This is a genomic window from Saprospiraceae bacterium, from assembly GCA_016710235.1.
Taxonomy (GTDB): domain Bacteria; phylum Bacteroidota; class Bacteroidia; order Chitinophagales; family Saprospiraceae; genus Vicinibacter.
Map to the genome: position 1 here is coordinate 3,207,940 of JADJLG010000001.1, position 26,540 is coordinate 3,234,479.

Sequence of the window (26,540 nt, forward strand, 5' to 3'; positions counted from 1 at the left end):
ACAATGAAATATCGGATAAACCTCATTAGTGACACAGTGACAAAGCCTACTCCGGCAATGCTAAATGCAATGCTTTCGGCCGATTTAGGTGATGATGTATTCAAAGAGGACCCGACTGTTGCTGCTTTAGAAAGTAAAATGGCTGCCATGTTTTCCAAAGAAGCTGGACTTTTCTGCCCTTCAGGTACTATGACGAATCAAATCGCCATCAAGGCCCACACCGTTCCTATGGATGAAATGATATGCGAGACACATTCGCATGTATTTCAATACGAGGTCGGCGGATATGCCTTCCATAGTGGTATTGCAGTGAACCCCATTCCTGGGATAAATGGAAAACTCAATGTGTCATTGGTTGAAGGTCAAATAAAAGCTCCCATGGATTGGTTGCCGAGGACGCGCCTGGTTGTGATAGAAAATACTTGCAATAGAGCCGGTGGCCAATTTTACACTGAAAATGAACTACGAGAATTATCTGACTTTTGTAAAAAAAATGACCTTGTTTTCCATTGTGATGGAGCGCGAGTTTTTAATGCTTTACTAGAAAGCCATACTAATAGTCAAGACTATGGCGAATATTTTGACAGCATTTCAATTTGTTTATCAAAAGGTCTAGGGGCTCCAGTGGGTTCCGTTTTGGTAGGTACCAATGAAATGATACAAAGAGCAAGGCGAATCAGGAAGGTGATGGGTGGTGGAATGAGACAGGCAGGAATAATTGCAGCAGCTGGAATCTATGCTCTGGATCATCATATCGAAAGACTAGCCATTGATCATGTCCATGCAAAACGTATAGAAATTGCTCTCAAGAAATGTAGTTTCGTAAAAGAAATCATCCCTGTCCAATCTAACATCGTCATCTTTGCACTCAAGGATCATATTTCTCCGAACGAATTCATTGAAATACTACATCAGCACGATATTCATGCTTCAGCATTTGGAAAAAATTTGGTGAGGTTCGTCACACATCTCGATATTCAAGAAAAAATGGTCGAAGAAGTGTGTTTTTTACTTGAATCTATTTAATGATAGGCTAAATTCTATCTTGTGTAAAAATATTTACCTGATTTCGTCTCACCTGAGTCCAAATGGATTCTGTAGATAATCAGCTGACTACCTGTAATACCCAATGTATTTATTTGATTCCCTGAATGAAAAATACACTGCCCCTGCAAATTATAGATTTCACAATCCAAAATATGATTAGCTGTAAAATTTAAACTGCCAAAATCCTTTAAATTCAAATTATTCCTGACCAGATTTTCCATTAGTTCAGTTCCATCACTTTCCTCAAATTTCTCAGCTTGAACAGCAGAATTTGAGGACAAATCACCAGTTTGCAATAGTACAAACTCAGCGTTATTGTACCTTTCCAAATTGTCTATCCGAAACGAAGTGTGTATGTCCGACAAATTCCAAGCCGTGCCAGATGGATCAAGATATGTGAGGGGCAATATTTTTATGGGCAGATTTATCTGATTATTTTTTGCAGAATTCAAAAATGTACTCAAAAGCTGCAAATCTTTACGATCTATTATTCCATCTGAATTGATATCTGATTTCAATTTTTCTTCGAGGCCGGAGAATAATTTCTTTCCTAGCAAAATATTTCTCAATACCATGTAATCATTGTGATCAATTGAACTTTCATCCAATTTGTGTAAATCATCAGTACTGAGTACATATGTCGTCCGAGACTTTACATGATTAAATTTACTTTTTAATTGTGACGTTTCGGCATATGTAGTTTGCGATCCGCCTTCTTCTCTTAACACCAAAGATCCTTCAAATGATTTGTTGGTCAAAAGGAACCAATCCATTTGATGAGCAATCAAACTGTCTGGTTCACAATTTGGTATTTGTGTATTATTTTGAATATCGATATGAGTATGACATAAGTTTTGGTTCCCTGCAGTATCGGTTACCCAAATTTCGACTTCATTAACCCCCAAATCATCACACGTAAAAACTCGTGACCTGTCATTTATATCCTTAGAAAAGGAAAATGTCAAAGGTATGTTTCCACAAGAATGATATGACCCCTTATCCAAATCCGAAGCCCAAACTTCCACCATCCCTTCATCCGCTTGACCATCGAGGTTGTTATCTATAGGCATCAAAGCAATCACTACGCCGTCAAGGCAATATGGTGTGGGAGGAATAGCAGGCCTGACATTTACTGTGATTTCGCATTTTATTTCATGATCACAACCAACTTCCGCAACGTAATAAAACTTATAACTCCCTATGGGATAAAATCCAGAAGCATTTGAGCCCGGTTTATCAGCGTACTTTGAAGTATTGTAAATAGGTACAAGAACGCCACAAGAATTAATTGTATAGGAACTATCCATTTTCACAAAAGCACCTTTGCAGTCTTTGTCAGCATATATGATAGTGTCTTTTGGACAAATCAAGCGAGTATTGGGATCTACAGTGATGAGTTTGATAACTTGCTTATTGGTAAAAATTCCTCTTCCAGGAAATTTACCCGGGTCATATGTACACCAATCCAATATCTTCCACTCTCTAACTATCTTTATGCAGGTAGGGCTGATGACAAATTTCTCATCTTTGTAATTATACATGGGTTGGCTACAAGCCACTTGCCGCCAGTAAGGCCGGTCATAAGGTTTTCTAAGATTGGTTAGCTCTTTCGCCGGGTCACAGCTTTCAATCTCAATATTCAAAGGCCACGTAATGTCAGCATAGGAAAATGCTCCCAAGCTTGTAACCGTAATCGTCTGATAACAAGTTACCAACTGCCAACTCGTATCTTCAGCTTGCCAATATCGCTTTATCGTCCCCTCTCCACAGCTATTCACATCATAAATTACTTTGCACACATGGATCCACTTTTGCTCCCCATGACAAATGGTGTAAGCTTTTCCAAACTGATCCAAATCACTATAATCCTGATCACATCGAATAGTGATATCACCAGGGCAAACAAATTGAAAATCAGGGCATGATGCCTTTGTACTAAAGCAATACAATACTCCCAGAAGCAAAAAAGCAAGATTTTTCATACACAAAACTGGTGCTTGAAGTACCAAGTTACAAATATAGAAAATATATATAAATAAAATCAAAATACAAACTAATTAATAGTACTCATATCTTATCTACCATGATCTAAGAAAACCAAGCTAGAATTTTAGAAATTTCGTCGTTAAGCCATTTATCTTTGACTATCCCTAACAATTCCCCCATAGAAGTAAAGGGTATGATCCGGCCTCAACGCCCTCTCTGTCCGGAGTGAAACAATAGCACCAAAACCATAAAAAACAAATTATCTTAGACATATGTCACAATAAATGTTAAATTTGCCTATCACCTAAATACCCAAATAAAAGTGACATGATGGAATAAAATGAAACCGACAGCCATAAAACAGATAGTTGTCTATTTAAACGACAAGGAAAAGAACCACACTTTAAAAAACGCACAAGACATTGTGGCCTAATTTGGCTTAAATCAAAGTAAAGTGACTCCGATATGAGCAGGACAAAACCCATTAGAAATGGTTCATATTATAAGAAACAAAATGAACGGGAAAATACTTTTACTTCGAATCAAAAACTATCGAATGACGATATTAAAAACATGCTGAATTCAACATTTAAGTGCGACAAGGTTCAAAAATACTTCATTTGGTGTTTTGTAGCCTAATTTTTTTCTTGGTCGATTATTTATTTGGGATTCAATTCGATCCAAGTCAGTTTGCTTGAGCATGGAAAAGTCTGATTTTTTTGGCAAGTATTGTCGTATTAAACCATTGATATTTTCATTGCAACCTCTTTCATAAGCGGAATATGGATGAGCAAAGTATATCTTAGTATTCAATGCTTTTGCCAATGTTTGATGATCTGCATTTTCTTTTCCATTGTCTAATGTAATTGTATGGCATAAGTTTTTATATTTTTCAATTTGCAACTGATTGTTTTGGCTGTGAATTTAGCTTCTTTGGACTCCAGCTTAATGATCTTGACAAACAAGGATTTTCTTTCCACCATACTGGCAATTTGGGACTTATGATTCTTTCCTACTATAGTATCTCCTTCCCAATCTCCATACCTTTTTGAGATTCAACAATCTTTGGTCTATCTTCAATACATACTCTGTTTTTGATAATTCCCCTTTGTTTATAGGTATTTTTTGCGTCTTCGCCTACTTCTGTGGGAATGTCTTAAATTACTCCATAGATCACCTCCTTTCCTTTTATCTTCATATACATATTGATATATGCACTCTTTACTAACCCTTTCATACTTATCAATATTCGCTCGACCTTCGATTTGCTCTGGGCTCCACTTGATTTTAAGTAATTGATCCACTTTGCTTTTAAGATCGCTTGTAATTTTATTCTTCCTTCCCTTTCCTTGTGCTCTCTGTTCACTCCGATCCTGAGCTCTTGCGCTTCCATATAACTTGTATGAACCAGGTGAAGAGTTTCTATCGAGTTCCCGATATATAGTGCTTCTATGATATCCTAATTCCACAGCAATCTGAATAATGCTCATTCCTTGCCTTTTAAATTGTTCAATTAATACCCTTTGAGGGTAGGTGATTTGTTTATACATTTGTGTACAGTTAAAAATCTTGAGGGGAAAGTACCTATTTTTATAATAGGTCTTTCTCCAAAAGAATGTTTTATTAACTGTCGCACTTATTTATGGAATCTAGTCATTTTAATAATCTAGAAAACCTTAACTATGTTCACATATATTTATTTTGTCAATTTATTTTTATTATTTTCAATTTCGCTAATTGTTCAATATTACTCAACATATATAGTTTACAAGGAATATTATGCGAGAAAAAGAAATAATTTTCATCTCTTTTGTTCAATTCTTACAGATGTATTTGTTTCCATATTCTTTTTGAATATCATCAATGCGTCTATTGATAAATTTTTTCAAAGTGAAACCAACAGGTGGCTAGCGTTAGTTTTATTAGTAGCAGTACCATATGCATATATACATTTTTTTATAAGCAAGAGGAAAGCCAATAATGAAGCCGAAAAAAGAAATCTAAACCTAACAAGATAATTTTATTTAAATTGCAAACTGATTGATTGAAATCTAAATCGATACACCAGGTTTAAACAACTTCTGAAACAGGTTTTATGTACAGCCAGCCAAAACAATAAATTGAGAATCCTTTGCATTCCTAAGGGATACAAAAATGAATTTAATTTTCCAGGATTGATGTGTGGTTCTTTGAATTCAAATGATCAATTATAACGATGCTTTCTCGAGGCTGCTTCACAGACAAAAATTAGAATTTTAATACTAATATTAGAACAACAATAATTTCTACCTGAAGAAGGTCCTCTTAACAAGCGTTAATACAACCCAAGATACTTGATCTGCTTTATAGTAACTGCCCATATTCAGAGTTGTAATTTACCGCTTTTGGTTCAAAATATCTTATCTCTTATATATTTTTCACCAAACGTCAAAAGCTCCAGGAAACTAAGTCCCGGAATTCATACAGGATCGAATCCCATTTTAAATATTAAATTGCAACCGAGCTTGATTTTAACTTGAAGAACAGAGGCAATTATTTAAACAGTGGTGTCTGATTTTTAAAGCAGTATGATCAGATAGTTTTCTAACCTTAATACATACAAGCGTTTAAGGTGATCTTTAAATTAAGTTCATTTGACTGCGTTAGGAGAATTTTTGGGCTATACTTTGCACAAATATAAACATGTAAGTTGTATTGCTTTGGCATGTAGCCCATTCATTAATAAGCTTATTATTTTAACGCACTTTTAAAAAAAGATGGAAATATAAATTGCGTTCTAAGCAAGGGGAGTCCCAAGTTTGAGAAACCTAATAAGGCACATTCTGGAACTTTAGCGGAATCCTTTGCCAACTCCATAAAACATAGCAATGTCCATTACAATGTTTGATATAGAAGTTATCAATCAAAGTTTCAAAACTCTTTTTTTTCAATCTCATTCATTTACCCGACCAAAATATCATTCATTACCATATTGAAAAAGAATAATATAGTAATTCCCAGCAGAATACCTGCTCCATATCGGCTCGAGAAAGATAAAGAAAAAATTTAAAATGTATTTCAAAATAGGAATTTTAAACCAAAAATAAAAATCAAATGCAGTTGTTTTTTTTGATTCAATAATCCGGTATCCTTGTTTATCAAACAGTTCATTAAGCTGAATATTTGTCCATTCCAATTGAGGTTGATTGTTTTTTAATTTATATTCTTTATAGTTTTTCGAATCAATGTCGGAAACAATTAAAATTATAAATTTGGGCAAAACTGAATTATTCAAAAAAATCTTAGTGGGATCATCTATGAGTAGGATCGAATTGACAAATAACCAAATTGAATCTGAATGTTCAAATCGATAATTTTCATATGTACAGTTTATTGACTCAAAATCAGGAAATAAAGCAAATGATGATTTTAGACTTTCTATCAATTTAGGGTTATTGTCAACTAGACAAAAGTGGTTGTTTATCCCCATATTTCTCAGTGCGATAGGAATATAAGCTTCCCCACAAGGCAAATCGATAATTTTCTCTCTATTTTTTAATTCAGGATATTTGTAAATCAGGTTTTTAATTTCTTTTGCCCAAACCCAATGAGGATACCTGAAGCTTTGAATTTTCCTAGAAAAAAATTGATGTTTTGATTTCAGAACTAAAATAGTGCGGGCTAACATAGAATTCTGGGCATAAGTGAAACTTAATCAAATCTTTATCTTTATTTTCTAAAAAAGAAAGCCATTTCCTGTATGGAAATGGCTTCAATATTAATCCTTGATAATATAATTCTAAACATGAGCAGAAGGGCGCTTACCCCAGCTGCATTTTGGATTTAACCAACAAATCATTGTATCGCTTTGAGCCAGTACCTGCAGGGATTTTCTTACCAATAATTACGTTTTCTTTCAAACCTGAAAGATCATCAACTTTTGCTGCAATAGCGGCTGAACTCAAGACTTTGGTAGTTTCCTGGAACGAAGCTGCTGAAATCCAACTACTTGTACCCAATGAAGCCCTTGTAATACCAAGCAATAACGAACTGGAAGTTGCAGGAATAGCATCCCGATATTCTACCAATTTTTTATCGTTACGCTTTAGGTAAGAATTTTCTTCCTGGATTTGGCGCATGGTTACCAATTGCCCGCGTTTCAATTTAGCAGATTCTCCCGCTTCAGAAATCACTTTTTTGTCAAAAATATCGTCATTTGCATTCACAAAATCCCAACGATCTACGGGCTCTCCTTCTAATAATGTAGTATCTCCCGGATCTTCTATTTGTACCCAACGCATCATTTGTCTAACGATCACTTCAATGTGTTTGTCATTGATATTGATACCTTGTGAACGGTACACCTCTTGGACTCCATTTACCAAATAGGATTGTACAGCGAATATTCCTTTGATATTAAGTATATCTCTAGGTGCTGTAGTTCCATCGGATAATGGCGTACCAGCTCGTACAAAATCTCCTTCCTGAACCAATATGTGTTTGGACAAGCCTATCAGATATTTTCTTCTCTGTTGTGTTCGCTCATCTTCCACAAAGATTTCACGGTTACCGCGCTTGATTTTACCAAAGAATACGATTCCATCAATTTCAGATACTACTGCCGGATTTGAAGGATTTCTAGCTTCAAACAATTCAGTTACTCGTGGCAAACCACCCGTGATATCAGATACTTTACTGATATTTCTCGGAATTTTACCGATTTTCTGACCAGCAGAAATCGAATCATTATCTTCTACTGATAGATAAGCTCCTACGGGAAGGGCATAGTTTTTTAACTCATCTCCCGAAGGGCTTACAATAGAAATAGCCGGTACTTTCTTTTTATTTTTTGACTCGATAATTACCTTTTCAGTGAATCCGGTCTGATCGTCTCTTTCTTGACGATAAGTCACACCTTCTTCAATGGAATCAAATTTTACTATTCCAGAAAATTCGGAGATGATCAATGCATTGAATGGATCCCAGCTACACAACATCTCTCCCTTTGAAACTTCCTGACCTTCTGAAACCAAGAGTAGTGAAGAGTATGGCACGTGAGCACTTGATAAAAGTTTCTTGGTTGTGCTGTCAAGGATTTTAATCTCGCCTGACCTGGAGAGAACGATTCTTGATTTTGAGCCACCATCGATGAATTCGGAAAAACGAATTCCATCAAACTCCACAGTACCATCGAACTTTGCACTCAGTTCTGATTCAGCTTTAGAAACGGCCGCAACACCACCCACGTGGAATGTACGTAAGGTCAGCTGTGTTCCAGGTTCACCGATACTTTGTGCTGCTATAATTCCGACTGCATCTCCTTTTTCTGCGATTCTACCAGAAGCGAGGTTTTTACCGTAACACTTAGTACAAACTCCTTTTCGAGCTTCACAAGTCAAAACTGAACGAATCGTAACAGATTCGATACCAAGTTTTTCAATGTTGATAGCTGATTTTTCATCTATATAATCGCCTGCAGAAAGCAATATTTCATCCGATTCAGGATGAATTACATTGTGCAATGTAAACCTACCCTGTATCCTACTAGACAGGTTCTCTATGACTTTGTCATTGTCTATCAATGCTGTGGTCTCAATTCCTCTTAAAGTATTGCAATCCTGTTCAATTATTACCACATCCTGAGCCACGTCAACCAACCTTCTGGTAAGATAACCCGCATCAGCAGTTTTCAATGCCGTATCAGCAAGACCTTTACGAGCACCGTGAGTAGAAATAAAATATTCCAAGACACTTAAGCCTTCCTGGAAGTTTGATAAAATCGGATTTTCAATAATCGCAGAACCCGTGTCTCCAGATTTCCTTGGCTTTGCCATCAGACCTCTTAGACCACAGAGCTGCTTGATTTGTTGTTTAGAACCACGCGCCCCGGAATGAAGCATCATGTATACTGAGTTGAAGCCACCTTTATGAGAAGCAAGTTCTTTCATTAGGTTGTCTGTAATTCTGTTGTCAGCATACGTCCATCTGTCGATAATCTGATTGTAACGCTCATTATTCGTAATGAGACCCATATTATAACTATCCCAGATTTCGTCAACTTCTCTTTGTGCGTCCTCCAAAGTTTTATTCTTTACCGAAGGATGTATCAAATCTCCCAGATTGAAAGATAATCCTGCTTTGAATGCCCAATAGAATCCTTTCTCTTTGATTTCATCCAGAAACTTTGCAGTCACTGCAAAATTGGTCCTGGCCAAAATATCTCCGATTATTTGCTTCAGATTCTTTTTGGTCATTAATTCATTTACAAAAGGTACAGATTCAGGTACAGCTCTGTTGAATATCACACGACCTACTGTTGTTTTCACTAATTTTGGAACCAGATCGCCCAACTCATTCTCAGCATTTACCATCACCTTTACGGCATCGTGCAATTCCACCCTCCTTTCATTGAAAGCTATGGTCACCTCTTCCGGTGAATAATAAGCTCTCACTTTGGAGTCTTTCTCTTGTATTTTCTCTTTTGTTAAATAATACAAACCTAATACCATGTCCTGAGAAGGCAAGGTTACAGGAGATCCATCCTGTGGGTTGAGCATATTATGGGGAGCCAGCATCAATAGCTGCGCTTCCAGGATTGATGCATGAGCCAGAGGCACATGAACAGCCATTTGGTCTCCGTCAAAATCCGCATTGAACGCACCACACACCAAAGGGTGAAGTTGGATAGCTTTTCCTTCAACGAGTTGAGGTTGGAAAGCTTGAATAGAAAGTCTGTGGAGTGTAGGAGCTCGGTTGAGCAAAACTGGATGCCCTTTTAGAATATTTTCCAGGATGTCCCAGATTACCGGATCCTTCCTGTCCACTAATTTTTTTGCAGATTTTACAGTTTTAACGACTCCTCTTTCGATGAGTTTTCTGATGATAAATGGCTTGAACAATTCTGCAGCCATTCCTTTTGGAATACCGCATTCATGCAGTTTCAAGGTGGGACCTACCACGATAACAGAACGACCGCTGTAGTCCACCCTTTTACCGAGTAGATTCTGACGAAAACGTCCTTGTTTTCCCTTGAGAATATCACTCAATGATTTCAGTGCTCGACCTCCTTCAGCTTTCACAGCATTGGACTTTCTTGAGTTGTCAAATAAAGAATCCACTGCTTCCTGCAACATCCTTTTTTCATTTCTAAGGATCACTTCAGGAGCTTTTATTTCCAATAGCCTTTTCAATCGATTGTTGCGTATGATAACGCGGCGATATAAATCGTTCAAATCTGAGCTAGCGAATCGTCCACCATCCAATGGCACCAGAGGTCTAAGTTCAGGTGGAATGACCGGCAAATATTGGATGATCATCCACTCCGGTTTATTGTTTCGGCTATTTAGTCCTTCCCTGAATGCTTCTACCACACGAAGTCTTTTAAGAGCTTCAGATTTCCTTTGCTGGGAAGATTCTGTGGATGCTTGGTGGCGCAGTTCGAAAGAAAGATCATCGAGTTGCAATTTTTGGAACAGATCAAAAATTGCTTCTGCACCCATTTTTGCTACAAATTTGTTTGGATCTGCATCGTCTAGCATTTGGTTTTCCTTAGGGAGAGATTCCAATATTTCAAAATACTCTTCCTCAGTCAACAAATCCATGTTATTGACACCATTCCCTCCGGCCATTCCAGGTTGAATGACTACAAACCTCTCGTAATAAATGATGGTCTCCAATTTTTTGGATGAAAGACCCAACAAGTATCCTATTTTATTAGGAAGAGATTTAAAAAACCAAATATGAACTACAGGCACTACCAATTTGATGTGCCCCATTCTCTCACGACGAACCTTCTTTTCAGTTACTTCAACACCACAACGGTCGCAGACAATGCCTTTATATCGAATCCTTTTATACTTACCACAGAAACACTCGTAGTCTTTTACCGGACCAAAAATTCTTTCGCAGAATAGTCCGTCTCTTTCCGGTTTGTATGAACGGTAGTTGATTGTCTCAGGCTTAAGTATCTCACCATATGATCTCTCCAAAATCTCATCCGGAGAACTCAGGCTAATGGCAATCTTGTCGAAAGACTGATCTTGTTTGAAGACTTTATTTTTATATGACATGTCCTGTTTTTTAAGTTTGATTAAGATTCAAATTTTACGTCAAGTACCAAACCACGTAATTCGTGGATCAATACGTTGAAAGATTCTGGAATGCTTGGTTCAGGAAGATTATCTCCCTTCACAATTGCTTCATAAGCTTTTGCTCTACCGATAATATCGTCAGATTTGATGGTCAACAACTCGCGTAGGATATTCGAAGCTCCAAAAGCCTCCAAAGCCCAAACCTCCATCTCTCCAAACCTCTGACCTCCAAACTGAGCTTTACCTCCAAGAGGTTGCTGAGTAATCAAAGAGTAAGGTCCAATGGATCTCGCATGCATTTTGTCATCCACCATATGAGATAACTTCAACATATAAATTACACCTACCGTCGCTTGCTGGTGGAATCTATCGCCTGTCTCCCCATCATATAGGTAAGTTTGACCAAATGCCGGCAACCCTGCTCTTTGGATGTATTCATCTATATCAGCCATTGTAGCTCCATCAAAAATTGGTGTGGCGAAATTCATGTTTAGTTTTTTGCCTGCCCATCCAAGAACGGTCTCGAATATCTGACCTAGGTTCATCCTTGAAGGTACACCCAATGGGTTCAAAACAATATCAACTGGAGTCCCGTCTTCCAGGAATGGCATGTCTTCTGCACGAACAATTCTGGATACGATTCCTTTATTTCCGTGTCTTCCAGCTAACTTATCACCAACTTTCAGTTTCCTTTTCTTAGCAATATAAACTTTAGCAAGTTTCAAAACACCAGTTGGCAATTCGTCACCTATACTGATATTGAACTTTTCTCTTTTGTATCTTCCAATTTCTTCATTTACTTTGATATTAAAATTGTGAAGTAATCTCGACACCAGGACATTTTTGTCAGTATCTTTTGTCCAGTTCAGATAGTCCACTTTGATGAAGTCAAGCTTTTTGAGGATCGCATTGGTATATTTTGTACCTTTTGCTACCATTTCCTCACCATATATACTCTTAACTCCCTGTGATACCTGATCCTTGACGATCTTCATCAACTTGTCTATCAACACAGTTTTCAACTCGTTAATAGCTACATTGTGTTTGTCTTCAAGTTTTGTGAGGAGATCTTTCTCTTGCACTTTCTGGTATTTATCCTTCTTGGCTCTGGCATAAAGCTGCTTGTCAATGACGACGCCTTCAATCGAAGGCGGAACTTTAAGAGATGCATCCTTTACATCACCTGCCTTATCTCCAAAAATCGCCCTGAGGAGTTTTTCTTCCGGAGTTGGATCCGTTTCCCCTTTAGGTGTGATTTTTCCAATCAGGATATCACCTTCCTCTACGTTTGCACCGATCCTGATGATACCATTTTCGTCGAGGTCTTTGGTTGCCTCTTCACTGACATTAGGAATGTCATTGGTCAACTCTTCTTCACCTAATTTAGTATCGCGAACTTCCAATTCAAAGCTTTCAATGTGAATGGAAGTAAAAATATCATCTTGAATAACACGTTCTGAGAGTACAATTGCATCTTCAAAATTGTAACCCTTCCATGGCATGAAAGCTACTTGGAGGTTTGTACCTAATGCCAATTCTCCATTTTCGGTAGCATATCCTTCACAAAGGATCGTAGATGAAGTTACACGATCTCCTTTCTTTACGATGGGTTTTAAGTTGATGCAAGTTGCCTGATTCGTTCGTGCAAATTTCGTCAAAGGATATTCTTTAATACTATCCTCAAATGAAACCAACTGATCTTCTTCGCTTCGGTCATATTGAATGACTATCTTTCTTGAATCTACGAATTCTACTACTCCATCGCCTTCTGCATTGATGAGCATCCTTGAGTCAAGTGCGACTTTGCCTTCAAGGCCGGTCCCAACAACAGGAGCTTGAGGTTTGATCAAAGGCACGGCCTGACGTTGCATGTTCGATCCCATGAGGGCACGGTTGGCATCGTCATTTTCGAGGAAAGGAATGAGTGAAGCGGAGACACCAACAATTTGGTTTGGCGCAACATCCATGAAGTCCAATTCTTCATTTCCAAGTACAGGAAATTCACCATGCTCACGACCTTTTACTTTATTTGTCTGGAATGTTCCTTTTATGTCAACAGGAACATTGGCCTGAGCGATTTTCTTATAGTCTTCTTCTTCAGCGGATAGAAACTGAATACCATTTTTGACATTCACATTTCCATCTTCTACTTTCCAATATGGCGTCTCCAAAAAGCCCATACTGTTCACTTTAGCGTGAACACACAAAGTGGAAATAAGTCCGATGTTAGGACCTTCCGGCGTTTCGATTGTACACAATCGACCATAATGTGAATAGTGCACGTCCCTCACCTCGAATCCTGCTCTTTCTCTCGAAAGTCCACCTGGTCCTAGCGCTGATATTCTTCGTTTGTGCGTAATTTCGGACAATGGATTCGTCTGATCGAGAAATTGGGAAAGCTGGCTTGTTCCAAAAAATGAGTTTATGACAGAGGATAATGTTCTAGCATTGATCAAATCAACAGGCGTAAATACCTCATTGTCTCTGACATTCATCCTCTCTCTGATGGTTCTCGCCATACGAGCAAGACCTACACCAAACTGTGCAAAAAGTTGCTCACCAACAGTCCTGACCCTTCTATTACTCAAATGGTCAATATCATCTAATTCCGCTTTCTGATTGATCAATGAAACCAAATACTTGACGATGGAAGTGATATCTTCCTTAGTGAGAACCAATGTCTCAAAAGAGGTATTGAGATTGAGCTTTTTATTGATTTTATAGCGCCCTACTTCTCCGAGATTATATCTCTTATCTGAAAAGAACAATTTGTCGATAATACCACGAGCGGTTTCTTCATCCGGTGGATCGCTACCACGCAATTGGCGGTAGATATGGATCACGGCTTCAATCTCGCTTGAAGATGGGTCTTTTTGTAAAGTATTGTAAATGATAGAGTAATCTTCCTCAATATCTTCTTTCTGGAGGATCACTGTATCCACATTTGCATTCTGGATAAGCTGAATGTTTTCTTCATCAAGGATTACATCTCTTTCCAGGATGATTTCATTTCTCTCCAAGGTAACCAATTCACCTGTATCTTCGTCTACGAAGTCTTCGGTCCACCTTCTCAAAACTCTGGCGGCCAATTTCCTGCCGATTGCTTTTTTGAGCTCTTTGGCTGTTGATTTGATTTCCTCAGACAAATTGAAGAGTTTCAAGATATCTTTATCTGAGTCATAACCAATTGACCTGAGTAATGTAGTGACAGGAAATTTCTTCTTCCTGTCGATATATGCATACATCACCATATTGATATCGGTCGCAAACTCCATCCAGGCTCCTTTGAAAGGGATCACTCTGGCAGAAAAGATTTTAGTACCATTTGGATGGTATGTCTGGGAAAAGAATACTCCCGGAGAACGATGCAGCTGGGATACGACAACTCTTTCCGCTCCATTGATGACAAATGTACCTTTTGGGGTCATGTAAGGTATATTCCCCAGAAACACATCCTGTTCGATGGTTTTGAAATCGACGTGCTCCTCGTCATTACATGAAAGTCTCAGTCGAGCCTTTAATGGTACAGAATAAGTTAACCCTCTCTGAACGCACTCATCGATATCATATCTGGGAGGATCCACGAAGTAGTCGAGAAACTCCAGAATAAAGATATTTCTGGCATCAGAAATAGGAAAGTTTTCTTTGAAAACCTTAAAAAGACCTTCGTTTATCCTTTTGTCAGGAGTGGTCTCTAATTGAAAAAACTCCTCAAAAGATTGGAGCTGAATTTCAAGAAAATCCGGATAACCAGCTTTGAGTGCAGCTTTACTAAAGCTATGTCTCAGCTTGGTTTGTTGGCTTATTGCTTTTACTGACATGAAACTATATTTAACGGTACAAGGCCGAAATTATTTCTATAATGATAAAACTATGAAAGGCTTAGACCATAAATACATATGATCTAAGCCAAACACATGTGTATTCCCTTTTTTTGAAAAGGCATACTTATTGCTGAAGCAAAGAATTATTTTACTTCGATTTCTGCACCAGCAGCTGTCAATGCATCTTTTAAAGAGTTAGCTTCCTCTTTGGAGACTCCTTGTTTCAATACAGCAGGAGCTCCATCCACTAAATCCTTAGCTTCTTTCAAACCGAGATTGAGGATATTTTTTACTTCCTTGATCACATTAAGTTTGTTTGCGCCTCCGGATTTCAATACTACATCGAATTCTGTTTTTTCTGCAGCAGCAGCTTCTCCGCCACCTCCAGCAGGAGCAGCAGCTATAGCCACAGCAGCAGCAGCAGGTTCAATACCATATTTGTCTTTTAGCACAGCAGCGAGTTCATTCACTTCTTTAATTGTTAAGCCGACTAGTTGCTCAGCTAAAGCGTTTACATCAACCATTGTAATTGATTTTTGTGTTGGTGAAAAAAATTAATTTATTAAATATTAAAAAGCGTAAAGCTTGGAAGCCATCTTTATGACTACGATCATTGTTGTCTTTCCTCAAGAGCTTTGACAATACCTGCAACGGTATGACCTCCGGACTGCAATGCACCCAAAACTCGTTTGATCGGTGACTGGAGCAACATGATAACATCTCCCACCAAATCTTCCTTAGATTTTAATTTGGCTAGAACTTTAATTTGATCATCGCCGGTGAAAACCGCAGTATCAATGTATGCTGCTTTGAGCGTAGGCTTTTCATTTGTCTTTCTAAAGTCTTCCAACACCTTTGCCGGAAGAGAAGCGTTGCTGGTAAACAACAATGCTGTAGGTCCTTCAAGAGCTTGGTAAAGAGGAGCAAATCCTCTCTCTTCATCAAAGCTCTCCAGTGCTTTTTTGGCCAAAGTATTCTTCACAACCTGCATTTCGATTCCTTTTTCGAAACAGATTCTTCTGAACTGATTGACTTGGGCTACTGTAAGTGTAGATGCATCTGTCACATAGAAGAATGAGTTATTCTCAAATTTTACTTTTAAATCTTCTATTGCTTGTGTTTTTTGATCTCTTGTCATGACTTTTTCTCAATTTAAGAATTAACGAACTACCCTAGGGTCAATGTTGATACCAGGGCTCATCGTAGAAGCCATGGAAATAGATTTAATATAAGTTCCTTTTGCAGAGGAAGGTTTGAGTTTGAGTATATTGGACAAGAATTCATTTGCATTCTCTCTAATCTTGTCCGCTGTAAATCCTACGCGGCCGATTGAAGAATGAATGATACCGAATTTGTCCACACGAAAAGCAATTTTACCACCTTTCACCTCATTGACAGCTCCTGCAATATCCATAGTAACGGTACCCGTTTTGGGGTTTGGCATTAATCCTCTTGGTCCAAGAATCCGACCAATCTTCCCAAGCTTTGCCATTACTGTAGGCATTGCTATTATTACATCAACATCTGTCCATCCACCTTCAATTTTCTGGATATAATCATCCAAACCTACAAACTCAGCTCCAGCTGCTTTTGCATCAGCCTCTTTCTCTGGAGTACATAAGACCAAAACACGCTTTGTCTTACCTGTTCCATTTGGTAAAGTAACAGTACCTCGAATTGCCTGATCAGGTTTTCTTGGGTCCACACCCAGCCTTACGTGCAAATCAACAGAAGCGTTGAATTTTGCAACATTAACCTCTTTTACCAGGCTGCATGCCTCCTCGAGGTTGTACAATTTGGCAGCATCCACTTTGGGATCGACTTGCTGCCTTTTTTTACTTGTTTTTGCCATAATTTGAAGGTTTTAACATTCTACTCTTCGCAGAACTCCCTTTATTAATTGATGAATTTAAATTCTATTGCTGCCATGGGGCATCACCTGTTACAGTAAGGCCCATACTTCTTGCTGTACCTGCAACCATTTTCATCGCTGACTCGATGGTAAAAGCGTTCAGATCCGGCATTTTGTTTTTTGCTATTTCTTCGATTTGAGCCCAAGTTACAGTCCCCACTTTCTTCCTATTGGATTCTGCTGATCCTTTTGGAACTTTAGTAGCTTCAAGAAGCTGGATAGAAGCAGGAGGAGATTTTACAACAAAGTCAAATGACTTATCTTTATATAAAGTGATTAGTACCGGTAATAATTTTCCCGGTGTATCCTGGGTTTTTGCATTAAATCGCTTACAAAACTCCATGATATTAATACCTTTGGAACCCAATGCAGGTCCTACAGGTGGAGCCGGATTGGCCTGACCTCCTTTAACCTGGAGCTTTACGTATCCTTCGATTTCTTTTGCCATAAGATTTAAATTTTAGTTGGTCTTCTCTACCTGCATGAAATTGAGTTCAACCTCAGTGCCTCGACCAAATATTTTTACAATTACTTTCAATTTTTTCTTCTCTTCATTAACTTCTTTGATGTCTCCGACAAAATCGTTGAAAGGGCCATCAATGATACGAACCGTTTCGCCAGCAATAAATGGCTCGATCATGGTTTCACCTGCATCCAGAGATTCGTCTACTTTTCCAAGCATGCGATTTGCTTCGGCCTGAGACATCGGAAGTGGCACATTCTTTCCTAAAAAATGAATGATGTCCGGCATATTATTGATATGCTGGACAATTTCACCACTGAACTTAGATGGTATAGCTTCTACTAATAAATAACCTGGAAGAAGGTTTCTCTCCATGATTACTTTTTTGCTATTGCGAATCTTGTAAACTTTCTCAGAAGGAACTATCACCTGAGTGATAATCTCAGCCCAGCCTGAACGCTGGACTTCTTGTTCCAATCGTTCTCTGATCTTTTTTTCTTTCCCGCTTATGACCCGCAATGAGTACCACCTTTTTTCTTCTGACATGGTCTGGATTCGCTTACAAGCTATAAATAAAATTCAGAACCGTGTTAGTCACCAAATCCATGACGAAAATCACCAAAGCGATCAACAAACTGGCTATAATTACTACTCTGGCGCTGTCAAATAGATTTTGCCATGTCGGCCAGGTCACTTTATCGACCAGCTCGTGGTAGCTTTCCTTCAGATATAATTTGAGTTTTTCCATAATTTGTTCTGAACAATTTGCACGGGCAGAAGGACTTGAACCCTCAGCCTACGGTTTTGGAGACCGTCGCTCTGCCAGTTGAGCTATGCCCGTATGACATAAGGAAGGGCCCTTGTAGGACCCATCCTTATCTCCCGGAATATTTTAATTACTTAATAATTTCTGTCACCTGACCAGCACCAACTGTTCTACCACCTTCACGGATCGCAAAACGCAATCCCTTCTCCATCGCAATCGGGCTAATCAATGTTACTTCCAAAGATATATTATCTCCAGGCATAACCATTTCTACTCCATCAGGTAGTTTACACTCTCCTGTTACGTCAGTTGTACGGAAGTAAAACTGCGGTCTGTAACCTTTGAAGAATGGGGTATGTCGTCCACCTTCTTCTTTTGAAAGAACGTAAACCTCACACTTAAATTGCATATGTGGCTTAACGGAGCCAGCAGCGCAAATTACCATACCTCTTTTGATGTCATCTTTTTCGATACCTCTAAGTAACAAACCTGCGTTGTCGCCGGCTTCTCCCCTATCCAACAACTTACGGAACATCTCTACTCCAGTAATGGTTGAAGTCATAGGCTTGTCTTCCGGTTTCATCATACCGACGATTTCCACAGTTTCACCTACTTTTACTACACCTCTTTCGATTCTACCAGTTGCAACTGTACCGCGACCAGTGATGGAAAAAACGTCTTCCACAGGCATCAAGAATGGTTGGTCTATCAATCTCACCGGCTCAGGGATATCTTTATCGACAGCAGCCATCAAATCATAGATCGCTTGTTTTCCAACAGGATCTCCTTCAAGAGCCTTAAGAGCGGAACCTTTGATAATAGATGCGTTGTTTCCGTCGAACTGATACTTATCCAACAATTCTCTTACTTCCATCTCAACGAGTTCCAACATTTCCGGATCTTCTACAAGGTCTACCTTGTTCATGAACACGACAATTTTTGGAACACCCACCTGACGAGCCAAGAGAATGTGCTCGCGAGTTTGAGGCATAGGGCCGTCAGTTGCAGCAACAACCAGGATTGCACCGTCCATCTGAGCAGCACCTGTAACCATGTTTTTCACATAGTCGGCGTGACCCGGACAATCCACGTGAGCATAGTGGCGATTTGCTGTTTCGTATTCTACGTGTGCAGTATTGATTGTGATACCTCTTTCTTTTTCTTCCGGAGCATTGTCGATGGAGTCATAGTCTTTTTTCTGAGCCAGACCCTGTTCAGCAAGAACAGAAGTAATTGCAGAGGTCAAAGTAGTTTTACCATGATCGACGTGTCCGATTGTACCGACGTTGACATGGGGTTTCGAACGATTGAAAGTTTCCTTTGCCATTGATAAGTATTTTAATGCTTGTAATCTTTTTTAAAGTATAAATTCAAAATATTTAATGTCTAAAGAGCCACAGAAGGGAATTGAACCCTTGACCCCTTCCTTACCATGGAAGTGCTCTACCCCTGAGCTACAATGGCTTGTTAAGCAGGTCGCTTATTTTTCATTTCAGTTTTAGCTTGCATCTTTTGAAAAAACAGAGCGGGAGACGAGGCTCGAACCCGCGACCTACAGCTTGGAAGGCTGTCGCTCTACCAACTGAGCTACTCCCGCAGATGCTTTATATAGTAAAAGCTGAATTTCAAAATTTTTATTGTTTCAAACCTTTGTCTGAAAACATTATTATAAGAAATCGTCAATACATACAATATATTGGCGAAATCAATTATTCACTCTTTAGACTTACATCTCTCTGTACCCGGCAAAGGGATCAGTGATGATTCTGAGGCAAATATGCTCTAGACTCCACTGACAAAATGATGGTGGGGGTGATTGGACTCGAACCCATTCAGTCATAGACACCAGATTTACAGTCTGGCCCGGCTCTCCAACTCCGGCGCACCCCCATACTTTCAACATCTTTGGCCGATTGTGGATTTTCCTGTTTTAAGAAATAACCGCATTGCCATTCAAAAAAGATGAGCCAGTGGACGGACTCGAACCCCCGACCAGCTGATTACAAATCAGCGGCTCTACCAACTGAGCTACACTGGCTTCTCCTTAAAAAAGGGATACACTTTTATACCCCTTCAAAATTTGAAGTGCAAAGATATAATAAATTCAATTATTGAAAAAAGATTCTTTTGAGAATTTTATTCATTTTGCAACTTATCCATGTGCTTGCGGGCCTGCATCCTTAGGGAACCCATTGCTTCGGCGAGTGCTTTTTCAAATGACTTGTTAACACTTTTGGCAATGCAGGTTTTCTTCGGAAGGTCAACGATGATCTCAACTATCTTATCTTGTATTCGGGATACTTTTTCTAATCGCAAGACAATCCGTGCATGAATCTTATGTCCTTTGAGAAGACGTGAAAGACTTTGAACTTTGGATTCAATGTAGTTTAACAACTTTTGATCAGCATCAAAATGAACGGACTGAATACTAACTGTCATCATACTTAATTGATTTTATTGTGAACGAATTAAAAACTTGCTTTGGGGTGTGCTTTCATATATATTTCCTTGAGCTTCTCAATGCTTGAGTGAGTATATACTTGAGTGGATGCGAGACTGGCGTGCCCCAAGAGGGACTTCACAACATTGAGCTCTGCCCCATTATCCAATAAATGACTTGCAAAACTGTGTCTCAGTATATGTGGGCTGGTCCGGTGTATCGTGCTGTATGTGCCTGCCAATGTCTTAACCAGCCTGTAGACTGCTTCTGGATACATTGCCTTTCCGTTTTTTAATATTATCAGCCGATCTTCCCTCAAAACGTCGAGTTTGTTCCTAACTTCTAAATAACGTCTTATTTTTAAGATTAGTTCATCTAGAATGGGAATGATTCTCTCCTTGTTTCCTTTTCCTTTTACTTTAATAGTCATTCGGAAAAAATCAATATTTTCCTCCTTTAAAGCGATGAGTTCAGAACGCCTAAGACCGCATTGGTACAAGAGATTCATGATTAAATTATTGCGGGTGTCATCAAACTCATCGGACGAACCGAGGTCGAGCATTTTTTTCAATTCTGACTCATTAAAAATGGCAGGTAATCTTTTTCCGGATTTTGGTATAGTGATTTTCAGGAATGGATTTGGTTGGGTGTAAATTCCTTTGTTAATCGCCCACTTTACAAATGACTGGAGCGATGAAATCTTACGCCGCAGCGATGCAGCTTGAGCTCCATTTGCAGCGAGCAGCACTAACCAGGCCCGGATGCATTTGTGGCTAAAAACGTCAAGATTTTCGCCCCAAGAGTGGACTTGAGCGAAATGTAAAAATTGAAGTAAGTCTGATTGGTATGCTAAAGTGGTGTGATCCGAATATCTCCTCTCAATGCGGAGAAACTGAATAAATTGTGCCACCGAGTTTTGCATCCATCAAAGGTATGCAAAACCCTATAAATGTTACTACAAAATATTATAAAAAATTATAATGCGTTCTTGGTCACATAATCCTGCTTGCTTATCGCTTTGAGGATTTCTGTCCTACGCTCTACTGAAGGCTTTGTAAAATGCTTGCGTCTTCGCAGTTCTTTGAGTGTTTTGGCTTGTTCAAATTTCTTTTTGTACTTCTTTAAAGCCCTGTCAATGGATTCTGCGTCTTTAACGTCTATAATGAGCATAATTTTTAAATTTGGAACGCAAAGATATACGAATATCCTGAGTTTTCTATATCAACTCAAGCATTTTTTTCTACAAATGAGTAAAGCGTTCTGAATACATCTCTCTACCAAGTTGCAATATTTCATTATTCTAATCTTCAAATAACTTAAGCAGTGGAATGCTAAACCTAAATTGCAAAGTTGATCGATATGATCTTGATTATTCAGAACCTTTCGGTCACATCAAAATCATTGATTTTGAATTCCATTTGGTTCTCACTTGGCTCCCAAAGCAAAATCCAGATTACATTTAATTCGAAATCTACTGGTAGTCCATTTATAAGTCTGAGGCATCCATAAAAACAAAATGCCCCATTTCTGAGGCATTTTGTTATAAACCGATAGATTACAATAATTACTTTTCGAATATCATTTTTCGAGTAGCAACATAGTCTTTTCCTTCCATTTTGTAGTACAACATACCACTACCGGTCAATTCGTTGGCCGGGATGGTCAACTCATTGTATCCTTTACTCGCCAAAACTTCTTTTCTCCAAATTTGCTTTCCATCAACTGAGTATATACTGATGATCACTGACTCATTTGAAGGCACCTTGAATGCTATCGCAGTTGTGTGCTTAAATGGATTTGGTTGGTTTTGGAACAGCTCATATTCCTGATGAGCAACATTGAGCTCTTTACTCCTCCAGTCGATATCCAAGATCTCAACATTCTCATTGTAAGCTTCTGCATCGAAACCATTTTCAAACATCAGCTTCACAGGAAGAGTCATCTGTGATGACATTACTTTTCCTACCAAATAAAAGACGGGTTCGTCAGTTGCTGCAATGGATCCTGATGCATTCCAGCTCATTCTCACGACTGATTGTCCAGAAGCATTCCATCCAAGGTTTGCACTTTGGATATCTATAGTCCCAGCTTCAATGTTGAACAATTCAAAGTTCGCTCTGTCATAAGTCAAACTCATTTGAAATCCTGTCAATTGTCCATTCCAACTTGCATACACAGGGACTTTGATGACATCACCCACTGGAGCATTAGATTTTTCAATTTCAAATTTTACCTTTTCAGCTGATCTAGACTGTGTTTTAGTCACCAGGTTGGTTGCTGCATTCTGATTTAAGTCTCCAATTTTAACTGCCATGAAATCATTATTCATATTCGGACCTTTCAAATTGAGTATAGAAATCATCTCTGGCCATACAGTTGGAGTCCAAGGATTAGTCGGATCTTCAAAATGGTGAGACATCGGTACAAATCTCCAAGATTTCTGATTGTTTTTGAATTCTGAAGTTATCCCTAATATTGCTTTTCTCAATTCAGAAATATCTGAAGCTGTAATTGTCTTACTATTGTTAGCATCTGCAGCAATATATTGGTAAGGAGAATTGAATAATTTTACTCCTAAAATATGCTTTTGTATATATACGATATCAGCAGTAGATACACCATTGATCAAATCGTCATTCTTTCCAGGAACTATGTCATAATTTTCTCCTTCAATAAGGTCATTAAAGTTGTATGATCCAGATCCATCGCTCATCAATTCACTAGTGCCTGTACTAGAATTGCTGATATTCAGTTGAGCATTTTTCAATGGATTATTACTAGTTGCCATTACGAGTCCAAGTACAGAACCACCATTGGTAAACCTGTCTTGACATCTGTTGCCCACATTATCCTGAATCGTCAAAGTCGTACGACAGAATGAATTTCTATTTGAATTATCCCAAACATAAACAGTCAAACTGAAAGTAGCGGATTTTCCATTTGGAATACTATCGCATGTATAAGTACGAACAGTATCATTTTTGTTTGTTGAGAATGAGTATTTCAAACTTGCAAAAGGAGTACAATTATCATTGGTACTGCTTTCAATAAAATCTCTTGCTTTTACATCTATCATACCATTCGAAGGCATAACTGTAATGATCAATCCAACTTTACAGAATGGACTTGGATCTTTGCAGTCATTTATTCTGAAGATTTGACTTTCAGTATCAACATTCCCACATCTATCTCTAACTTCCCATATTACTTTATGCTCTCCCGTTCTGTAATTACCACTAGCATTTTTGCCTGATCCTCTTAAATCAATTGTATTATTGTTATCTAAATCAATAGAATAAGACCAAATCAAATCTGCCTCGTCCGTACAAACTGAAGTTGCACTACCTATCAATATAATATTCCCTGCACAATTTACATCTGAAGCACAAACCTCCTTAGTTATTTTGCTCGAATCACTAATGATAGGCGCTACAGTATTTCTTACGTAAATCACTTGGTCGAAATTACATATTCCGTCTTCAGTTCCACTATTGACATCATAAGTACACCAGTCAATTACCTTCCAGTGACGGATAATTTTCGCACAATATCCTCCAACATTATTGAATACTTCATCTTTATAACCAGCAATAACATTGTTACAAGCACCCGTTGGCCAGGTTGGAACTCCGGTCACTGAAGTCAGAGCTGCTGACGCATCACATCCATTAATGGTTTTTTCTCCAATTAATGATGTATCCACTTTTGAACAATTAAATGGCGATAAGTCTTGAACAGTAATTATCTGTACACAACTAACTTGTCCTCCTGAGGATGTATTCACATACCAATAGCGATTGACAACTCCTTGTGCACATTTCCAAGAAATGGTATCGTCACGATAGCTAGGAGTAAGATTTGGACATCCTCCTGTTACAGTGGCTCTGCCTAAAATCGTCAAATTGCTTAAATCGGTACCACAAGCCACAGTTTTATTTGATGGACGGGTAATCACCGGTGGTATTTTATCTTGTACGGTAACTCTCACCATACAATCATTATATCTTCCGCCTTTGTCTTTGACTCGGAATACCACCGTCTGTACAATGCCTACATCTTTACAGCAGAATGTAATTGCAGTTTTGAAATTTGTATCAGAAGGAACACCACAACTATCTGCATTCATTCTTCTAATCAACATTGAATCCAATGAACAATTGTCATAACTTCCATTGTCCACATTTTTAGCAAATAACTGACCGACTCCACTTTCATTCAATGTAACTACAGTATGCTCATCGCACACTGCAACCGGTGGCGTGTTATCCACAACGTTTACGTCAAATGTACATTTGCTTGAATTTCCACAATCATCTGTGAAAGTATAAACTAACCATTGACAGCCTAGAGTGAGGTTACTTACTCGGTAAGTTGAATCGTTAACTTTTGTAATTACGCCTTGTCCTTTGAAAGTACCATTTCCAGTACAGTTGGCTGGATCATCTGGAATAAAATGCTCAATCGTATAAGTCCATGAAGAGCTTTCAGTAATGATATATGGTCTCAAACCATCATTATAAGAACCTAATCTTCTAGGGACAGGTGCCAGAATGGAACCAGTACAGGATACCAAATCAGTCGGTACGCTTTGCACTGTTGTCGGGCATATTATCACCGGAGCTTCATTGTCTACAACCTTAATCAGTTGGTTGCAACTTTTTATAACACCAGTACACCAATCAAAAACTGTCCAGTTTCTAATAATCTTAAAAGAAGCTCCGCAAACCGGAATATAAACGTCTCTAAACGTCACTGCCATATGATCACAGCTAATATTTGACGGAGCACCAGTACCTTTCCAAAGTAAAACTCCGGATGCATTAAAATAATCATAAGGTGAAGGATAACCATTGTCTAGTGCATTCCACCCACGAGGAAAAGGCCCAACACTAGGTTCTTTAAGTTCGATACTCAAATATGGTTTTGTAAAACCATCATAATTTGGCGGGCAAACAACAGAATCCAATGTTCCCCTTCTAAAATATAACGTGTCGTTGCAATAAGTTTTATTTCCAACACTGTCTTCTGCTGACCAATATCTGTACAATGACGCATATACCGGAGTATTACAGTTGTATTTCAAATAGATATCGTAGTAGTTCAATTTAATTGGACTACATAAATCATGTCCTGTAACATTATAGTGTCCAGTACCTAAAATTGCATCAGGTGAAACTACTGCACCCGTTGCAACCGGATATGGTCTGCCATGAAATCGTGGATTAATACTAAGTGCTTCAGGAGTATATGCATCTCCACAATTAATTGTATCGTGTAGTGTGTTACAGATTAAAGATGGAATATATTTATCTTCAATATAAATATAACCCCAGCAATTAATTCCTGAACAAAGATGAGTCACTGAAACCTTTAATGTTTTACCAAGATGAACTTTCGTTACTTGATCTCCAGCGAGAATATTTCCGTTTTGATCGAAAACATCTACACTATATGAGGACTCAGGATATGGTTGTCCCTCCAACATATTATCCGGAGTAATTACTGCCTGACAATTTCCATCTAAAGACACATTGATCAGACGGTCACAGGCCAATGATATATTGCCTTCAACAAATACTCTCTGATAGCTTATAAGGCCAGCACCATTGTCGAGTTTTATTTGAAATGAACCCGCAGTGGAGCCCCATGCTACAGTTACTGAGTTTGTTGACGTAGCTGTGACGGTACCTCCTCCAAGAACTGAAAATGTCCATGGACCGCCGGAAAACGTATATGTATCAGTTGTACCGGGACATACACTAGTGTCACCACTAACATATGTTTGAGCATTGCTCACAAATGTTGTAGCGATCAAGAGCATCGCAACTAAGAAGCACTTAGCGGAATTTTGAGCTCTGAGGATGCCAGCTGATAAAGAGGCAACGCGATTGTAAATTAAAATTTGCATAGAAGGAAGTTTTGGAAAAATTAACTTTCTCATATTTCTTTTTTTCATCGGTTTATAGATTTAAAATTGGTTGAGTCAAAGGCTACTATCCGGAGACAAAGTCTCCGGCATAGCCTAATTACCCA

At 38.5% G+C, this 26,540-nt stretch carries 17 protein-coding genes and 5 tRNA genes; 1 reads left to right on the forward strand and 21 read right to left on the reverse strand.

All coding sequences use genetic code 11. The annotated features are described in order from the left end of the window. Positions 1–3: 3 nt before the first annotated feature. The gene (locus tag IPI99_12770; protein ID MBK7341388.1) at positions 4–1,026 is read left to right on the forward strand and encodes an aminotransferase class I/II-fold pyridoxal phosphate-dependent enzyme; all 1,023 of its coding nucleotides are present in this window, start codon (positions 4–6) and stop codon (positions 1,024–1,026) included. A gap of 14 nt (positions 1,027–1,040) precedes the next feature. Here the strand turns inward: IPI99_12770 and IPI99_12775 are convergent, their stop codons facing one another. From IPI99_12775 to IPI99_12875, 21 genes are all read right to left on the reverse strand, one after another. Then, positions 1,041–3,029 carry a hypothetical protein gene (locus tag IPI99_12775; protein ID MBK7341389.1) on the reverse strand — a complete coding sequence of 663 codons (1,989 nt, stop codon included), beginning with the start codon at positions 3,027–3,029 and terminating at the stop codon, positions 1,041–1,043. A 586-nt stretch (positions 3,030–3,615) separates the two neighbouring features. Continuing rightward, positions 3,616–3,936: an IS30 family transposase gene (locus IPI99_12780; protein ID MBK7341390.1), complete on the reverse strand. Its 321-nt coding sequence runs from the start codon at positions 3,934–3,936 to the stop codon at positions 3,616–3,618. Between the two features lie 209 nt (positions 3,937–4,145). Beyond that, a complete protein-coding gene (locus tag IPI99_12785; protein MBK7341391.1) occupies positions 4,146–4,583 on the reverse strand; it encodes an IS30 family transposase in 438 nt (145 codons plus the stop codon). A gap of 2,250 nt (positions 4,584–6,833) precedes the next feature. Then, positions 6,834–11,081 carry a DNA-directed RNA polymerase subunit beta' gene (gene rpoC / locus IPI99_12790; GenBank protein MBK7341392.1) on the reverse strand — a complete coding sequence of 1,416 codons (4,248 nt, stop codon included), beginning with the start codon at positions 11,079–11,081 and terminating at the stop codon, positions 6,834–6,836. A gap of 20 nt (positions 11,082–11,101) precedes the next feature. After that, the gene (gene rpoB, locus IPI99_12795) at positions 11,102–14,923 is read right to left on the reverse strand and encodes a DNA-directed RNA polymerase subunit beta (protein MBK7341393.1); all 3,822 of its coding nucleotides are present in this window, start codon (positions 14,921–14,923) and stop codon (positions 11,102–11,104) included. Between the two features lie 146 nt (positions 14,924–15,069). Continuing rightward, positions 15,070–15,450, reverse strand: a complete 381-nt coding sequence (rplL, locus tag IPI99_12800) for a 50S ribosomal protein L7/L12 (GenBank protein ID MBK7341394.1) — start codon at positions 15,448–15,450, stop codon at positions 15,070–15,072. 86 nt (positions 15,451–15,536) lie between these two features. Beyond that, complete coding sequence (locus IPI99_12805; GenBank protein ID MBK7341395.1) at positions 15,537–16,064, reverse strand: 50S ribosomal protein L10; 528 nt, start codon at positions 16,062–16,064, stop codon at positions 15,537–15,539. Positions 16,065–16,085: 21 nt separating this feature from the next. Further along, the gene (locus IPI99_12810; GenBank protein ID MBK7341396.1) at positions 16,086–16,778 is read right to left on the reverse strand and encodes a 50S ribosomal protein L1; all 693 of its coding nucleotides are present in this window, start codon (positions 16,776–16,778) and stop codon (positions 16,086–16,088) included. A 64-nt stretch (positions 16,779–16,842) separates the two neighbouring features. Continuing rightward, positions 16,843–17,286, reverse strand: coding sequence for a 50S ribosomal protein L11 (gene rplK / locus IPI99_12815; protein MBK7341397.1), 444 nt, complete (start codon positions 17,284–17,286; stop codon positions 16,843–16,845). A 12-nt stretch (positions 17,287–17,298) separates the two neighbouring features. Continuing rightward, the gene (gene nusG, locus IPI99_12820; protein MBK7341398.1) at positions 17,299–17,847 is read right to left on the reverse strand and encodes a transcription termination/antitermination factor NusG; all 549 of its coding nucleotides are present in this window, start codon (positions 17,845–17,847) and stop codon (positions 17,299–17,301) included. 13 nt (positions 17,848–17,860) lie between these two features. Beyond that, positions 17,861–18,049, reverse strand: coding sequence for a preprotein translocase subunit SecE (gene secE / locus IPI99_12825; protein MBK7341399.1), 189 nt, complete (start codon positions 18,047–18,049; stop codon positions 17,861–17,863). Between the two features lie 20 nt (positions 18,050–18,069). Then, positions 18,070–18,142: transfer RNA gene (locus tag IPI99_12830), tRNA-Trp, on the reverse strand. Positions 18,143–18,197: 55 nt separating this feature from the next. Next, positions 18,198–19,394: an elongation factor Tu gene (tuf, locus tag IPI99_12835; GenBank protein MBK7341400.1), complete on the reverse strand. Its 1,197-nt coding sequence runs from the start codon at positions 19,392–19,394 to the stop codon at positions 18,198–18,200. A gap of 65 nt (positions 19,395–19,459) precedes the next feature. Further along, positions 19,460–19,531 (reverse strand) — tRNA-Thr (locus IPI99_12840). Between the two features lie 60 nt (positions 19,532–19,591). Beyond that, positions 19,592–19,664, reverse strand: a tRNA-Gly gene (locus tag IPI99_12845). A gap of 207 nt (positions 19,665–19,871) precedes the next feature. Beyond that, a tRNA-Tyr gene (locus tag IPI99_12850) sits at positions 19,872–19,957 on the reverse strand. Between the two features lie 75 nt (positions 19,958–20,032). After that, positions 20,033–20,105, reverse strand: a tRNA-Thr gene (locus IPI99_12855). Between the two features lie 98 nt (positions 20,106–20,203). Beyond that, entirely contained in the window at positions 20,204–20,509 is a 306-nt protein-coding gene (locus tag IPI99_12860) for an HPF/RaiA family ribosome-associated protein (GenBank protein ID MBK7341401.1), read from the reverse strand. Positions 20,510–20,535: 26 nt separating this feature from the next. Beyond that, the gene (locus IPI99_12865) at positions 20,536–21,417 is read right to left on the reverse strand and encodes a tyrosine-type recombinase/integrase (GenBank protein MBK7341402.1); all 882 of its coding nucleotides are present in this window, start codon (positions 21,415–21,417) and stop codon (positions 20,536–20,538) included. Between the two features lie 65 nt (positions 21,418–21,482). Then, positions 21,483–21,677: a 30S ribosomal protein S21 gene (locus IPI99_12870; protein MBK7341403.1), complete on the reverse strand. Its 195-nt coding sequence runs from the start codon at positions 21,675–21,677 to the stop codon at positions 21,483–21,485. A 394-nt stretch (positions 21,678–22,071) separates the two neighbouring features. After that, positions 22,072–26,415 carry a T9SS type A sorting domain-containing protein gene (locus IPI99_12875; GenBank protein MBK7341404.1) on the reverse strand — a complete coding sequence of 1,448 codons (4,344 nt, stop codon included), beginning with the start codon at positions 26,413–26,415 and terminating at the stop codon, positions 22,072–22,074. Positions 26,416–26,540: the final 125 nt, after the last annotated feature.

Coding starts and splice junctions, on each gene's coding strand:
- IPI99_12770 (MBK7341388.1), top strand. CDS start 4: ATGAAATATCGGATAAACCTCATTAGTGACACAGTGACAAAGCCTACT.
- IPI99_12775 (MBK7341389.1), bottom strand. CDS start 3,029: ATGAAAAATCTTGCTTTTTTGCTTCTGGGAGTATTGTATTGCTTTAGT.
- IPI99_12785 (MBK7341391.1), bottom strand. CDS start 4,583: ATGTATAAACAAATCACCTACCCTCAAAGGGTATTAATTGAACAATTT.
- rpoC (MBK7341392.1), bottom strand. CDS start 11,081: ATGTCATATAAAAATAAAGTCTTCAAACAAGATCAGTCTTTCGACAAG.
- rpoB (MBK7341393.1), bottom strand. CDS start 14,923: ATGTCAGTAAAAGCAATAAGCCAACAAACCAAGCTGAGACATAGCTTT.
- rplL (MBK7341394.1), bottom strand. CDS start 15,450: ATGGTTGATGTAAACGCTTTAGCTGAGCAACTAGTCGGCTTAACAATT.
- IPI99_12805 (MBK7341395.1), bottom strand. CDS start 16,064: ATGACAAGAGATCAAAAAACACAAGCAATAGAAGATTTAAAAGTAAAA.
- IPI99_12810 (MBK7341396.1), bottom strand. CDS start 16,778: ATGGCAAAAACAAGTAAAAAAAGGCAGCAAGTCGATCCCAAAGTGGAT.
- rplK (MBK7341397.1), bottom strand. CDS start 17,286: ATGGCAAAAGAAATCGAAGGATACGTAAAGCTCCAGGTTAAAGGAGGT.
- nusG (MBK7341398.1), bottom strand. CDS start 17,847: ATGTCAGAAGAAAAAAGGTGGTACTCATTGCGGGTCATAAGCGGGAAA.
- secE (MBK7341399.1), bottom strand. CDS start 18,049: ATGGAAAAACTCAAATTATATCTGAAGGAAAGCTACCACGAGCTGGTC.
- tuf (MBK7341400.1), bottom strand. CDS start 19,394: ATGGCAAAGGAAACTTTCAATCGTTCGAAACCCCATGTCAACGTCGGT.
- IPI99_12860 (MBK7341401.1), bottom strand. CDS start 20,509: ATGATGACAGTTAGTATTCAGTCCGTTCATTTTGATGCTGATCAAAAG.
- IPI99_12870 (MBK7341403.1), bottom strand. CDS start 21,677: ATGCTCATTATAGACGTTAAAGACGCAGAATCCATTGACAGGGCTTTA.
- IPI99_12875 (MBK7341404.1), bottom strand. CDS start 26,415: ATGCAAATTTTAATTTACAATCGCGTTGCCTCTTTATCAGCTGGCATC.